Source organism: Streptomyces sp. NBC_00637, from assembly GCF_045161545.1.
Taxonomy (GTDB): domain Bacteria; phylum Actinomycetota; class Actinomycetes; order Streptomycetales; family Streptomycetaceae; genus Streptomyces.
This window is the reverse complement of the sequence record NZ_CP109046.1, coordinates 5,330,035-5,342,504: the sequence shown is the minus strand read 5'-3', so window position 1 is coordinate 5,342,504 and position 12,470 is coordinate 5,330,035. Positions and strand designations below refer to the sequence as shown.

12 protein-coding genes and 1 tRNA gene are annotated in these 12,470 nt (G+C 74.0%); 9 read left to right on the top strand and 4 right to left on the bottom strand.

What is annotated here, in order from left to right; genetic code table 11:
• Window positions 1-68: 68 nt before the first annotated feature.
• On the top strand, window positions 69-602 hold the full coding sequence (locus tag OG440_RS23480) for a hypothetical protein (RefSeq protein WP_406008755.1): 534 nt from the start codon (window positions 69-71) through the stop codon (window positions 600-602).
• A gap of 36 nt (window positions 603-638) precedes the next feature.
• On the opposite strand, the gene OG440_RS23475 is transcribed toward OG440_RS23480, so the two are convergent.
• Complete coding sequence (locus OG440_RS23475) at window positions 639-1,505, bottom strand: spermidine synthase (protein WP_406008754.1); 867 nt, start codon at window positions 1,503-1,505, stop codon at window positions 639-641.
• 206 nt (window positions 1,506-1,711) lie between these two features.
• Window positions 1,712-2,101: a hypothetical protein gene (locus tag OG440_RS23470; RefSeq protein WP_406008753.1), complete on the bottom strand. Its 390-nt coding sequence runs from the start codon at window positions 2,099-2,101 to the stop codon at window positions 1,712-1,714.
• A gap of 256 nt (window positions 2,102-2,357) precedes the next feature.
• On the opposite strand from OG440_RS23470, the gene OG440_RS23465 reads away from it, so the two are divergent.
• Window positions 2,358-3,815 carry a hypothetical protein gene (locus OG440_RS23465; protein WP_406008752.1) on the top strand — a complete coding sequence of 486 codons (1,458 nt, stop codon included), beginning with the start codon at window positions 2,358-2,360 and terminating at the stop codon, window positions 3,813-3,815.
• Between the two features lie 102 nt (window positions 3,816-3,917).
• On the opposite strand, the gene OG440_RS23460 is transcribed toward OG440_RS23465, so the two are convergent.
• Window positions 3,918-4,511, bottom strand: coding sequence for a histidine phosphatase family protein (locus OG440_RS23460; protein ID WP_406008751.1), 594 nt, complete (start codon window positions 4,509-4,511; stop codon window positions 3,918-3,920).
• Between the two features lie 227 nt (window positions 4,512-4,738).
• Here OG440_RS23460 and OG440_RS23455 point away from each other — a divergent pair, with 227 nt between their 5' ends.
• From OG440_RS23455 to OG440_RS23425, 7 genes are all read left to right on the top strand, one after another.
• A complete protein-coding gene (locus tag OG440_RS23455) occupies window positions 4,739-5,692 on the top strand; it encodes a phosphatase PAP2 family protein (RefSeq protein ID WP_406008750.1) in 954 nt (317 codons plus the stop codon).
• Window positions 5,643-6,764: a hypothetical protein gene (locus OG440_RS23450; RefSeq protein WP_406008749.1), complete on the top strand. Its 1,122-nt coding sequence runs from the start codon at window positions 5,643-5,645 to the stop codon at window positions 6,762-6,764. Before OG440_RS23455 ends, OG440_RS23450 begins: the two co-directional genes overlap by 50 nt.
• Window positions 6,755-8,353: a hypothetical protein gene (locus OG440_RS23445; protein ID WP_406008748.1), complete on the top strand. Its 1,599-nt coding sequence runs from the start codon at window positions 6,755-6,757 to the stop codon at window positions 8,351-8,353. Before OG440_RS23450 ends, OG440_RS23445 begins: the two co-directional genes overlap by 10 nt.
• The gene (locus tag OG440_RS23440; RefSeq protein WP_406008747.1) at window positions 8,350-9,690 is read left to right on the top strand and encodes an AAA family ATPase; all 1,341 of its coding nucleotides are present in this window, start codon (window positions 8,350-8,352) and stop codon (window positions 9,688-9,690) included. The genes OG440_RS23445 and OG440_RS23440 overlap by 4 nt, the downstream gene beginning before the upstream one ends.
• 165 nt (window positions 9,691-9,855) lie before the next feature.
• Window positions 9,856-10,224 (top strand): hypothetical protein, encoded by a 369-nt coding sequence (locus OG440_RS23435; RefSeq protein ID WP_020132289.1) that lies wholly within the window; start codon window positions 9,856-9,858, stop codon window positions 10,222-10,224.
• A 156-nt stretch (window positions 10,225-10,380) separates the two neighbouring features.
• Window positions 10,381-10,968, top strand: coding sequence for a bifunctional DNA primase/polymerase (locus tag OG440_RS23430; protein WP_406008746.1), 588 nt, complete (start codon window positions 10,381-10,383; stop codon window positions 10,966-10,968).
• Window positions 10,959-11,032: transfer RNA gene (locus tag OG440_RS23425), tRNA-Lys, on the top strand. The genes OG440_RS23430 and OG440_RS23425 overlap by 10 nt, the downstream gene beginning before the upstream one ends.
• A gap of 117 nt (window positions 11,033-11,149) precedes the next feature.
• Here the strand turns inward: OG440_RS23425 and OG440_RS23420 are convergent.
• Entirely contained in the window at window positions 11,150-12,418 is a 1,269-nt protein-coding gene (locus tag OG440_RS23420) for a M6 family metalloprotease domain-containing protein (RefSeq protein WP_406008745.1), read from the bottom strand.
• Between the last annotated feature and the right edge of the window lie 52 nt (window positions 12,419-12,470).

Below are 12,470 nucleotides of genomic sequence, written 5' to 3'. Positions count from 1 at the left end.
GGCCGGGGGAACAGCCGAGGAGACATCCGTGCGACACGGGTGAGGCGGGTGGGGCAAGATGGCCCGCGATGCGCAGAGGACTCGTACACGTACTGGCCTGGTCGCTCGCCACGGGCGCGGCGGTCACGCTGTCGTGGTGGGGTGTCCACACGGTGATGGCGGGCACGGCCTACGACCCGCCGCGCGCCCTCCCGCTCACCGCGGGCGAGGCGATCACCCAGGAGACGAAGCCGCCGTCCTCGCCGCCGAGCAGCCGGTCCGCGTCGCCGAGCCCGTCCCCGACCCCGAGCCGGACCTCGGCGTCCCCGTCCCCCTCGCGGACGGCGACGGACACCGGCCCCTCCCCCAGCGCCTCCGGCACGCCCCGGAGCACCTCCCAGGGCACGGTGAGGAGTTACGACACCGACGGCGGGCTGGTCGTCTTCGACCTGGGCAAGGTCTCCGCCTCGCTGGTCTCGGCGACGCCGGGCGCGGGCTGGTCGATGCAGGTGTGGAAGACGGAGTCGTGGATCCGGGTGGAGTTCAGCTCCGGCACGGACCGGGTGTCGGTCTTCTGCACCTGGCACGACGGGCCGCCCCGGGTCGAGGTGGGCACGTACTGACGCGCGGTGCTCCGGCCGGGCGGCCGATCGGCCGGCTCAGCGGAAGACCGACGGCGGCGGGGCCGGCGAGGCCACCGCGGACGCGTCCACGACCGGAACCGCGCCCCCGGTGAAATCGGTGAGCGCCCTGCCGTGCTCGACCCGCCCGGGGTGGGGGTCGGAGGCGGCCCTGCGGGTCAGTTCGGCGGTGGGCAGCGGCAGGTCGGAGGCGACGAGTACCGCGTTGCCGAACCGTTTGCCACGCAGCACGGTCGGGTCCGCGACCAGCGCGAGTTCCGTGAACCGGGCGGCGGCGGTGGCGATCTGGCCGCGCAGGTGCGCGAGCGGCGGGCCGTCGGCGAGGTTGGCGGCGTAGGCCCCGCCGGGCTTGAGGGCCCTGCGGACCTCGTCGAGGAACTCGGTCGAGGTGAGGTGGGCGGGGGTCCGGGCGCCGCTGAACACGTCGGCCAGCACGAGATCGGCCCACCCGTCGGGAACCTTGCCGAGACCTTCGCGCGCGTCGACGGACCTCACCCTGATGCGCGCCCCCGGGTCCAGCGGCAGCTCCCGGCGCACCAGTCGGACGAGGGCCGCGTCCCGTTCGACGACCTGCTGGGTGGAGCGGGGGCGAGTGGCGGCGACGTACCGGGCGAGGGTGAACGCGCCCCCGCCGAGATGCACGACGTGCAGCGGCTTGCCGGGCGGAGCGACGAGGTCGATGACATGACCGAGGCGCCGCTGGTACTCGAAGGAGAGATGAGCGGGGTCGTCGAGGTCGACGTGCGACTGGGGGGCTCCGTCGATGAGCAGCGTCCAGGCCCGCGCCCGGTCCCGGTCGGGTACGAGCTGGGCGAGGCCGCCGTCGACGGGTTCGACGACCGCTTCGGCGTCCCGCTCGCGCCGGGTGTTCCTGGACTTTGCCATGACAGCATTTTCGCAGCCCGCGCCCGCTCTCCGCGCTCACCGGCCGAACAGGCGCCGGACGGGGTCCGCGCACCCGGGACCCGGGGCGCCTCGCGAACGGCCGGGCGCCGCACCTCGGGGGCCGGCGGGCGCCTGGCGGGGGCGGACGCCGCACACGGTCACGGAGTTCGCCGGCGGGTGCCGCGCCGGTCACACCGAAGGCGTCCTCACCGGCAGCTGTCCGCCGCCTCGATCAGCCGGGCCGCCTCGCCCAACGCCCGCCGCAGCACCGCCGGATCCGTCGCGAGGTCCGCCTCGCCGGGAGGCACCAGCCACTCAGGGCCCTCGACCGGCGGCTCGGGGGCGAGTCGCAGTCCCCTGCCGTCGGTCCTCGTACAGGTACTGCCCGGCATGTCCCATGCCGCCGCCGTCCCGGGCGGCACCACGAAGCCGAGCGTGTCGTCACCGTCGTCGTGCAGAACGGGCCCCACCCCGTCCCCCGTCGACCCCCTTCGCAGGATGTCGACCGCCTCCAACCCCTGACGGGTCGGCACCGTCACCAGGTCGCACGCCGGCACCGACGTCATAGAAGGAACGTTGCTCTGCCTGGTCTCCATCCCGGCCTCCACCGCGCAGCCCGCCCGTAGTCCGCAAGGCTCAACGCCTCACGGCGTCAAGGGCTACGGCGGAAGTCCGCCGCAAAGGATGGCAGTTCATGGCAGATCGCGGATGAGATATCCGTTTTGTAGCCAAACACCGCATGGCGGCCCGAGCACAGCAGGTACGTTCTTGCCCGCCGGGAACAAGGGTGCCACACGGACAACTCATCCCTATTCCGGCATGGTTCGACGGTTCGCACGAGAGGACCCGGCCATGGCGTCGTCAACGGTGACCCCATCTCGGCCCGACCGGCCGGCACGGCCCAACCTCGCCTTCCGCCACCTGCGCGGACATCGCTCACCGGCTGAGTTCGCCGCACTCGTGCGGCGGGCCGCGCGCGAGATCGGCGAGCGCGTCAGCTGTGACGCGCGCTACATCGGGCGGGTCGAGGCGGGCGAGATCCGCTGCCCCAACTACGCGTACGAGCGGGTGTTCCTGCACATGTTCCCCGGCCGCACGCTCACCGATCTGGGGTTCGCTCCCCGCTCGTCCGTGCGCGGACGAGGGGCGCGCACCCTCGACGACGCGCCCTGCACGCACACCACAAGACCGGAGCGCACTACCAGTGACGAGCGGAACACGGGTGAGACGGGTAGTGCGCCCAAGCCGTATGACACGCAGGACCCGTACGACACGCACGACAACGACGAGGAGAGCGACGTGCTGCGTCGCGCATTCATGACCCGCGGAGGTGCCACGATGGCCGCCGCCACGCTGGGCCCCCTCGGGCTCGTCCACGACGCGTCCGCGGATCGGCCCGTGGGCCGCGCGGGAGCGAGCGAGGCCGGTGCCCTCGAAGAAGCGGTCCGCAGGATCCGGTTGCTGGACGACCGGCACGGGGCCGACGGCCTCTACCGGCGCGCGGCCGCTCCGCTGCGCGCCGCCTACGCGCTGCTGGACGCCGGGACGAGCCGGCAGACCACCGCCGACAGACTCCACTCGGGGGCCGGGGAGCTCGCCATCTCGGTGGGCTGGCTGGCCCACGACTCGGGCCGGTTCGACGACGCGCGCTCGCACTACGCGGAGGCGCTGGCGACCGCCCGGATGACCGGGGACCAGGGACTGGAGGCGCACGCCTTCTGCAACACGGCGTTCCTGGCACGCGACACGGGACGGCCCCGCGAGGCCGTCCGCGCCGCCCAGGCCGCCCAGCGCGTCGCCCGTCCCCTGGGCTCGCCCCGCCTGATGTCGCTGCTGGCGCTGCGTGAGGCGGGCGGCTGGGCGGGGCTCGCCGACCGCACCGGCTGCGAGCAGGCCCTGGTCCGCGCACAGGCCCTCTACGACCGGGGCCCCTGCGACAGCGACCCCGAGTGGATGAGCTTCTACGGGGAGGCCGAGCTGGAGGGACTCGAGGCGCAGTGCTGGTCGACTCTCGGCGACTGGCCGCGCGCGGCCCGGCACGCGAAGCGGGCGGCCGACCTCCAGGATCCGCACTTCTCCCGGAACATCGCCCTGTACACCGCCGAGCTGGCGGACGACCTCGCGCGCGGGGGCCACCCCGACGAGGCGGCCCTGGCCGGGATGCGGGTCCTGGACCTGCTGGACCAGGTCCAGTCGTCCCGGATCCAGACGATGCTGGCGGGCACGGCCCGGGTGCTGCTGCCGCACCGGCGGGCGGGCGGCGTCTCCACGTTCTTGGAGCGGCACGCCTCGACCCCGCGGATGGCGTGAGAGCTCGGCGGGAGAGACCGCGGAGGGTGTGCGACCGCTGACGGTGTGAGCCGGGGGCCGGTGCGAGAACCGGTTCGCCGGATCCGCCCGCGACGACCGCGGCTACCCGAGGTGCCCGAGGTCGTTCCAGCTCTCGATCGCCGGTTCGCCGTAGGCCCAGCCCAGGACCGACAGGGACGTCGGGTTCAGCCGGATCCGGGCCGCGAAGTCGAGCGGCAGCCCCAGCCAGCGGGCCCCGATGGAGCGGAGGATGTGCCCGTGGGCGAAGACCAGCACGTCCCGGTCGGCCGAGCGGGCCCAGGCGACGGCCTCGTCCGCGCGGGCGGTCACCTCGGCGAGCGTCTCGCCCTCGGGGACGCCGTCGCGCCAGATGAGCCAGCCGGGCCGGGCGGCCTGGATCTCGGCCGGGGTCATTCCCTCGTAGGCGCCGTAGTGCCACTCCATGAGGGTGTCCCAGGTGGTGGCCCGCTCACCGAAGCCGGCGAGTTCGCAGGTCTCACGCGCGCGTACCAGCGGGCTGGTACGTATCTCCACGTCCTTCAGGCCGTCGTACGGCGCCCTGTGCAGCCGTTCGCCGAGCAGCTCGGCACCGCGCCGGCCCTCCTCCAGGAGGGGCACATCGGTCCGGCCGGTGTGCTTGCCGGACAGCGACCACTCGGTCTGTCCGTGCCGGGCCAGCAGGATGCGCGGTGCCATGGGGGACCTTTCCGGGGAGACCCTGAGAGAGACCAGGGGAGAAATCAGGGGCGGATCCCCTCCATCATCGCTCACCCTGAACAGGGGCAACCCGACGGGCGATCTCAGCGTCTTTGAGAGCCGGGGCGCCCGTGAAGGGGCGCCTGCGTACGCCGTAAAGTGGCCCGTCCCGAGCCACCGGCAGAGCAGCAGCCACGAGACAGCGACCAGAAGGGGGAGGCGATCGGATGCCGCAGACCGAGACACCAGGCACCGAGGCGGCCCCGCGGACACGGTTGCGCTGGTGGACCGAGCTGCCCCTGCTCCTGTTGGTGTACGCCTGCTACTCCGGGGGCCGGCTGCTCGCGCGGGGCGATGTGACGACCGCCGTCGACCACGGCCTGGCGATCCTGCGCATCGAGAAGTTCCTGCACATCAACGGCGAGCACCCGCTGAACCGGCTGTTCCGGACCCAGGCGTGGATCGGCGTGCCGGCCGACTTCTGGTACGCGTCGCTGCACTACCTGGTGACGCCCGTGGTCCTGGTCTGGCTGTTCCGGTCGCGGACCGTGCGCTACCGGGCGGCCCGCACCTGGCTGATGACGTCCACGTTCATGGGGCTCATCGGCTTCACGCTGCTGCCCACGTGCCCGCCCCGGCTGCTGTCGGCGGGCCACGGATTCGTGGACACCATGGCCCAGTACAGCTCGTACGGCTGGTGGGGCGGCGAGGCGAGCGCGCCGCGCGGCATGGGCGGCATGACCAACCAGTACGCGGCGATGCCCAGCCTGCACGTCGGCTGGGCCCTGTGGTGCGGCGTCATGCTGTGGCGGTACGGCGGCACGCGTACGGCGAAGACGGCCGGTGTCGTCTACCCGCTGGTGACGACGCTCGTGGTGATGGGCACCGCCAACCACTACTTCCTCGACGCGGTCGCGGGTGCGGCCGTGATGGGCGTCGGACTGCTGCTGACGCCGTTGGTGATGCGCGGCGCGGACCGTGCCCGGGTGTGGTTCGCGGCCCGTGTCCCGCTGGTCGCGACCGCCTCCGCCGGCACATCGGCCCCGATTGTCAGTGGCGGATGCCAGACTTCGACGGGTGAGCGAATTCCACGGCAGCGCGAGTCACGGTTCGGCCCCGGAGCCGAGCCGGGTGCCTCCCCCTCGGACGCGGGGGACGGCGCTCCGGCAGCGGCTCGCTGAGCTGCGCGGGCCCGACGTACCGGCCAAGGCGCTGGACGCCCGCGCCCTCGCGGCGCTGGCGGCGAACCCGGGCTGCGAGCGGCGCGCGATCCTCGACGGCGCCGGGGTGGACAAGGCGACGCTGGCGGACGCGCTGGGCTCGCCCTCGACTTTCGGGCAGTCCCAGTTCGCCCTGACGCGCGGCAACGCCTTCGAGGCGAAGGTGAAGGCGGACGGCGGCGCGGAGCTGCTGCGGCTGGTGCACGAGCGGCTGGATCCCGGCGCCGCGCCGCCTGTCGAGGCGGCCCTGCCCGACCTGTCCGCGATCGGCCCCGAGGGCCGTACCGCGCGCACCGCGCTGGCGCTGCGCGAGGCCACCGGGGCGAGCGGGACCTGGACGCTCCTCGACCACCCGATGATCGCGCTCGACGTGGCGGGCTCCCCCGCCTTCCTGGAGCCGGACGCGGTGGTGGTGCACCCGGACGGCAGCTGGACGGTCGTGGAGATCAAGTCCTTCCCGATGCTGGACGGCTCGGCGGACCCGGCGAAGGTCGGCGCCGCCGCCCGCCAGGCCGCCGTGTACGTGCTCGCCCTCGAAGCGGTCGCCGAACGGCTCGACCCGGCCCCGCAGGTGCGCCACCGGGTGCTCCTGGTCTGCCCCAAGGACTTCTCCAACCTGCCCACCGCCTCCGCCGTGGACGTGCGCAAGCAGCGCGCGGTCACCAGGCGCCAACTGGCCCGCCTCACCCGCATCCAGGACATCGCCGACGCCCTCCCCGACGGCACCTGCTTCTCTCCCGAGCTGCCCGCCGAGCGGCTCACGGCGGCCGTCGAGGCGGTCCCGGCGACCTACGCGCCGGAGTGCCTGGCCGCCTGCGAGCTGGCGTTCCACTGCCGTGAGCGGTCCCGCGCGGCCGGCGCGGTCACCTCCCTGGGCCGTTCCGTGCGGGCCGAACTGGGCGGGCTGACCACCGTCGAGGACGTCCTCTCGGCGGCGCGCGGCGAGAGCGGTGATCCGCGGGATCCGGCGGTGGCCGCCCTGCGCCGGGCCGCACGACTGCGCGCCGACGCCCTGGGGGCGATGTGTCACTGATCACCACCCTCGCCCGCCTCGAGGCCGTCACCACCGGCCGCGCCCAGCCCACCGCCACCGTGCGGCACCGGCATCTGTCCGAGCGGCCGCTGGTCTTCGTGCCGCTGACCACGGCCGGTGAGGCCGGTGCCCCGCTGGGCGCGCTGGTCGGCACCGACCGGGAGGCGCCGCGGCTGCTGGTCGTACCGCAGCCGCGCGACCGCGACCTGAGGTTCGCGTTCCTCGCCGAACTGGCCGACGTCGTCCTGCCGTACCTCGACTCCTACGCCGACGCCGTCGAGGCCGCCGAGCGCAGCGAGACCGACCCGGAGACCGGCAAACGCGTCAAGGTCGAGGTCGAGCTGTGCGCCGACGCGCCCCAGCTGATCGTTCCGAGCCGCGCGGGCGTCGAGTTCGTACGCCTGCTGGGCCGCTCCATGCGCTTCAGGCGTACGGCGGAGCAGGACCCGGAGACGCCGTACCCCGCGCCCCCGCGCGTGCCGTTGCTCGGACGCTGGCTGACCCACTTCGGGGAGCGGTCGCGGGTGCCCGGATCCTCGCTGCTCCTGGCGATGACGGAGGTCCTGGGCCGGCACTGGGCGACCGGGCAGTCCAGCCTGGAGGACCAGCACCTGGGGGCACAGCTCGCCTGGATCTCCCCACCGCCGGGCGAGACGGGCGCCGAGGCGGCGCTGCGCGCGGAACTCGCGCGGGACGCCGCCGGGCAGCTGTGGTGCCCGCCGGCCGGTCCGGCGACCGACCCGGCGTTCGACAACAAGCTGCTCGCACCGGCCCTCGAACGCTACGACCGCGCGCGTACCGCCCTGGCGGCCGCCGAGGACGGCCTCCAGGCCGACGACCGGCTGGGCGCGCTCACCGCGGCCGAGCGGGAGATCCGCGAGCTGGTGCGCAGCCGGACGCTGCCCACCTGGGACAGGGTGTGGGAGGGCCTGGACCTGTTGCGGGCGCTGCCGGAGGGCGCGCACGTCGAGGAGCGGTGGACGCGCGACCGCTGGTCGTTCACCGGACACCGCGACCGGGTCGTGGCCGGCGAGCCTCCGCAGCCGCGCCGCGACGACGCGGTCACCGCGGCCAACAAGCTCGCCACCCGCGAGCGGGAGCAGGCCCGGCTGGAGGCGCAGGAGGCGCTCGACGACCCGCTGGTGATGGCGGGGCGGCGGCTGGCCGGGGAGGCGTTCGCGGGCGAGGTCGTCGACGTGGTCATGGCGTACAGCGAGAGCAAGCGGCCGAGTCCGCGCCCGCTGGTCACCGTACGGACGGACGACCGGCCGCATCTCGGCGAGCGGGCGAAGGTGTTCCGGTCGCTGGGCGGGAAGCCGCAGGCGGCCGAGTTCGTGGGGCGGGACGGCGAGGAGGAGGACGGCCTGCTGGTGCTGCGGATCGTCGACAAGATGGGCCGTGGCAAGGAGCCCGAGACGGGGTCCGTGCCCGAGAAGGGCGACCGGCTCTGCTTCACGCTCTTCGAGCACGAGCAGCGGGGCGGCGCGAAGCTGCCCGACCCGGAGGACACGCCGTGGACGCACGGCGGGCCGCCGGGTGAGCAGGTGCCCGAAGTTCCCGATTCCGTCACCCGGGAGGATGTGCTGTGACCACCGAGGCCGTCTTCGACCCCGGTACCGCCGCCGCTCGCGCCACCGACGCGATCCTGCGCGACACGCTGCACGGCACCGCGCGCGGGGTGGTCGTCGACTCCCCGCCCGGCGCCGGCAAGTCCACGCTCGTCGTCCGCGCGGCACTGGAACTGGCCGACGCGGGGCGGCCGTTGATGGTGGTCGCGCAGACCAACGCGCAGGTCGACGACCTGGTCGTGCGGCTCGCCGTGAAGAACCCCGAGCTGCCGGTGGGCCGGCTGCACAGCAGCGACACCGACCCCTACGACAAGGTGCTCGACGAGCTGCCGAACGTACGGAAGTCGGCGAAGGCCGCGGAGCTGGCGGGTCTGCCGGTGGTGATCTCCACCGCGGCCAAGTGGGCGCATGTGAAGGTCGACGAGCCGTGGCGGCACGCGATCGTGGACGAGGCGTACCAGATGCGGTCGGACGGGCTGCTGGCCGTGGCCGGGCTGTTCGAGCGGGCGCTGTTCGTGGGCGATCCGGGGCAGCTGGACCCCTTCTCGATCGTGGGCGGCGAGCAGTGGGCGGGCCTGACGTACGATCCGTCGGCCTCGGCGGTGAGCACCCTGCTCGCGCACAACCCCGAGCTGCCCCAGCACCGGCTGCCGGTGTCCTGGCGGCTGCCGGCGTCGGCGGCGCCGCTGGTCTCCGACGCGTTCTACCCGTACACCCCGTTCCGCAGCGGCACCGGTCACGGCGACCGGCGCCTGTCCTTCGCCGTGCCCCCGGACGGCTCGGGCACCGACCGGGTGATCGACGAGGCGGCGGAGTCGGGCTGGGGACTGCTGGAGCTGCCCGCCCGGCACACGCCCCGGACCGACCCCGAGGCGGTGCGGGCCGTCGCGACGGTCGTCCGGCGGCTGCTGGACCGGGGCGGCGCGGCCACCTCGGAGCTCTCCCCCGATCCGACCCCGCTGACCGCCGACCGGGTCGCCGTCGGCACGGCGCACCGCGACCAGGCGGCGGCGGTGCGGGCCGCGCTGGCGGAGCTGGGTGTGGCGGACGTGACCGTGGACACCGCGAACCGGCTCCAGGGCATGGAGTTCGACGTCACCGTGATCCTCCACCCGCTCTCCGGCCGTCCCGACGCCACCGCCTTCCACCTGGAGACGGGCCGTCTGTGCGTCCTGGCCTCGCGCCACCGGCACGCGTGCGTGGTGGTGTGCCGGGCGGGCGTGGGCGACCTCCTGGACGCCTACCCGTCGACGGAACCGGTCCAGCTGGGGACCCTGGTGAAGTTCCCGGACGGCTGGGAGGCGAACCACGCGGTGCTGGCGCATCTCGCGGAGCACCGGGTGGCGTGGAAGCCGTGACCGGGACCCGGATCCGGCGGGAACACCGGGGCGGCCGGGAGCCTTGAGAATGCGGGGCCGAGGGCCCCTTGCGCGACCGGGGGACAATGGAGGGTGGTCCACTCCGGTCCGCTCCATCGGCGCCGTGCCGGTGGAACCATCCGAACCGTACGAGGAGGAGAAGACATGGCGGAGCCCACGCCGCGTCGGAACGAACCGCGGCTACGCCCCGCGCCCCTGCTCTTCGAGCCCGCCGAGGCGGCCGGTGATCCGGAGCACTTCTTCGACCTGGAGTCGATAGACGATCCGGCCGCGTTGCTCGCGCGGGCCACGGAGTTGACGCTCGCGTTCCGGGCGGCCGCCGACCGGGCGGTGGAGTTCCAGGCCATGGCGGCGGCGCAGCTCGCCGATCCGCGCCGCTTCGACCGGCTGACCCCGGCGGACATCGGCGAGCGGGCCGAGTGGACCGAGGACTACGCGAAGAAGATGGTCGAGTTCGGCCGGGATCTGCTGCGGGGCGACACCGAGGGGCGGGGGCACGCCGACCCCGTCTGAGCGCCGCGCCGCCCGCGCCGACGGCACCGGTCCCCCCGCGCCCGCCCGGGCGCCTGGCATATGCCGGGCGGGCAAGATACTCCTCCCCGTCCCCTCCCGTCCCGGTTTCCCGCAACCCTGTGAATTCGTCCGCTCACCCCCGGTACACCTGGAGGTATGAGCAGCGCATGCGACGAACCCATCGGCGTCACCCCGGACGGCGCCGCCTGGCTGGCCTCCGCCGGGACGTATCCGCGCAGCACGCTCGCTTTCTGGGAGGAGCGGCCGCAGGCCCCGGTGGTGCTGCCCTGCGGCTCGGCGTTCGACATCGTCAGCGCGCCGGCGTTGTTCGGGCGCCTGATGCTCGACCGGCTGTGGGGCGAGGGGCCGGGCTCCGGGCCGGTGGCCGCGTTCCGCGGGCGGACGCTGCTGTTCGCGGCGCCGGGCACGGCCCAGCGGCTGCCCTCGCTGCTGGAGTGGGAGGAGTGGAGCGCCGAAGGCCGCCGGGACGGCCGTGCCGCGACGGTGCCGCCGCTGCTCTGCCACGGCACGGGCGACGCGGTGACCGTGCCCGCGCTCACCCCGGCCGGGGACGGCTCGTCGACGCGCTGGGTGGTCGCCCCGGACACCCGTCAGCCCTGGCTGCCTGGCCCGGAGATCCTGCTGTGGGCGGCCGTCCGGGCGGCCCGTTCGGCCGTGCGGATTTCGATTTCTCCTCCCCAGGATCAGGATGCTAAGGTCTACGACGTCAGCAGGCGCCGCTAGCTCAGTTGGTTAGAGCAGCTGACTCTTAATCAGCGGGTCCGGGGTTCGAGTCCCTGGCGGCGCACGACGGTGAAAGGCCCCTCGCGAGAGCGAGGGGCCTTTCACGTACCGGAAAGCGGTCGCCCTGGACCGGTCACCCGAGGCGGATCAGCCGGGGCCCGTCACCCCGCACCGGCCGGGGTCACAACTTCGTGCCCGGGGTGATCTGCACCGTCCACTCCCCCGAGGCCGTGCGCCCCTCCACGTCCACGCGTACGCCGTTGCCCGGCACCGTGAAGCTCTCGCCGAGGGCGACCGGGGCGTCCGCGAGGGGCGGGTAGACGGAGTTCTCCCAGCAGGCCTCGGTGTGCGGGTGGGCGTCGATCACCTCGACCGGGCCCCGGCCGGACCGGGCGCCGCTGCTGATGCGATAGACGAGGACGCCGCTGCGGCAGGCCGCCCGGTCGTTGCCCGCCGGGTCGCGCGCCTCGAAGGCGAGCGCGCTGTCGGGGCCGGTGCGCACCACGGCCAGCTTGGGCCCGTGGCCGAGTCCGAAGGCCGGCGCCCCGGAGGCGCGCGCGACCGGCACGCCCGGTCCGGCGGTCAGCGGTTCCAGGGTCAGCCGGGTCGGACCCGGCCCCCGTACGCACACCACCTGGCGCTCGTCCAGCCAGCCCAGTTTCCACTTGTGCCAGGCGAAGAGGTCGGGGGCGAGACCGAACTGGCTGCCCATCAGGTCCCAGTCGCCGACGTAGGTGTCCCAGTCGCCCTTGCCGTCGGCGGGGCGGTGGTAGAGGTCGGGCAGGTCGAAGACGTGGCCGGTCTCGTGGGCGAGGACGAGACGGTCCGGGGGGTGCTGCTCGAAGACCGTGACGACCCGGCGGATGTCCTTGCCGTCGGCGTTCAGCGGGGTGTCCAGGTTGACGACCTTCGTCGCGTCCGAGTCGACACCCGGCGCGTCCGGGTCGGCCACGAAGTAGACGAGGTCGTAGCGGGAGAAGTCGACGTGGGGGTCGGCGGCGGCAAGCGCGTCGTGCAGGTAGGCGGCGCGGCTGTCGGCGTTCCAGTCGCGCTGTATGGCGTACGCGGTGGACGGCTTCGGCATGCGGATCCAGCGCTTCAGCGGATGCGCGCGCAGCTCGAACTTGCCGTAGGAGGCCTGCCGGAAGTAGCGGCTGGTGGCCGGGAAGTGGTCGGCGGTCAGTTCGTCGGGGGAGGTCGTCGGGAACCGGTCCGGGAAGGACAGGAAGACCATCACCGCGTCGAGGGACCGGGTCGGCCGGGGGTAGGCGGTGTTCCAGGTGTCCACGCCCTCCGAGTGGTGGGCCGCGGTGCGGGTCAGGGCGCACGGGGCGGGCGAGAACGGCTCGGCGACCGAGGGGCCGCCGATGAGCGAGTTCGCGACCAGCGCCGAGAAGGTGGTGAACACGGCCGCGGTACTGCGCAGCGGGGGGCGCGGAAGCAGTCGCACACGTCGCGGCAGTCGCGGCAGTCGCGGCACAGGGGACCTCCGGAAGGCGGTT

Bases quoted from the DNA above. Each gene is read 5' to 3' on its own strand.
- OG440_RS23480 (WP_406008755.1), top strand. From the start codon at position 69: ATGCGCAGAGGACTCGTACACGTACTGGCCTGGTCGCTCGCCACGGGC.
- OG440_RS23475 (WP_406008754.1), bottom strand. From the start codon at position 1,505: ATGGCAAAGTCCAGGAACACCCGGCGCGAGCGGGACGCCGAAGCGGTC.
- OG440_RS23470 (WP_406008753.1), bottom strand. From the start codon at position 2,101: ATGGAGACCAGGCAGAGCAACGTTCCTTCTATGACGTCGGTGCCGGCG.
- OG440_RS23465 (WP_406008752.1), top strand. From the start codon at position 2,358: ATGGCGTCGTCAACGGTGACCCCATCTCGGCCCGACCGGCCGGCACGG.
- OG440_RS23460 (WP_406008751.1), bottom strand. From the start codon at position 4,511: ATGGCACCGCGCATCCTGCTGGCCCGGCACGGACAGACCGAGTGGTCG.
- OG440_RS23455 (WP_406008750.1), top strand. From the start codon at position 4,739: ATGCCGCAGACCGAGACACCAGGCACCGAGGCGGCCCCGCGGACACGG.
- OG440_RS23435 (WP_020132289.1), top strand. From the start codon at position 9,856: ATGGCGGAGCCCACGCCGCGTCGGAACGAACCGCGGCTACGCCCCGCG.
- OG440_RS23430 (WP_406008746.1), top strand. From the start codon at position 10,381: ATGAGCAGCGCATGCGACGAACCCATCGGCGTCACCCCGGACGGCGCC.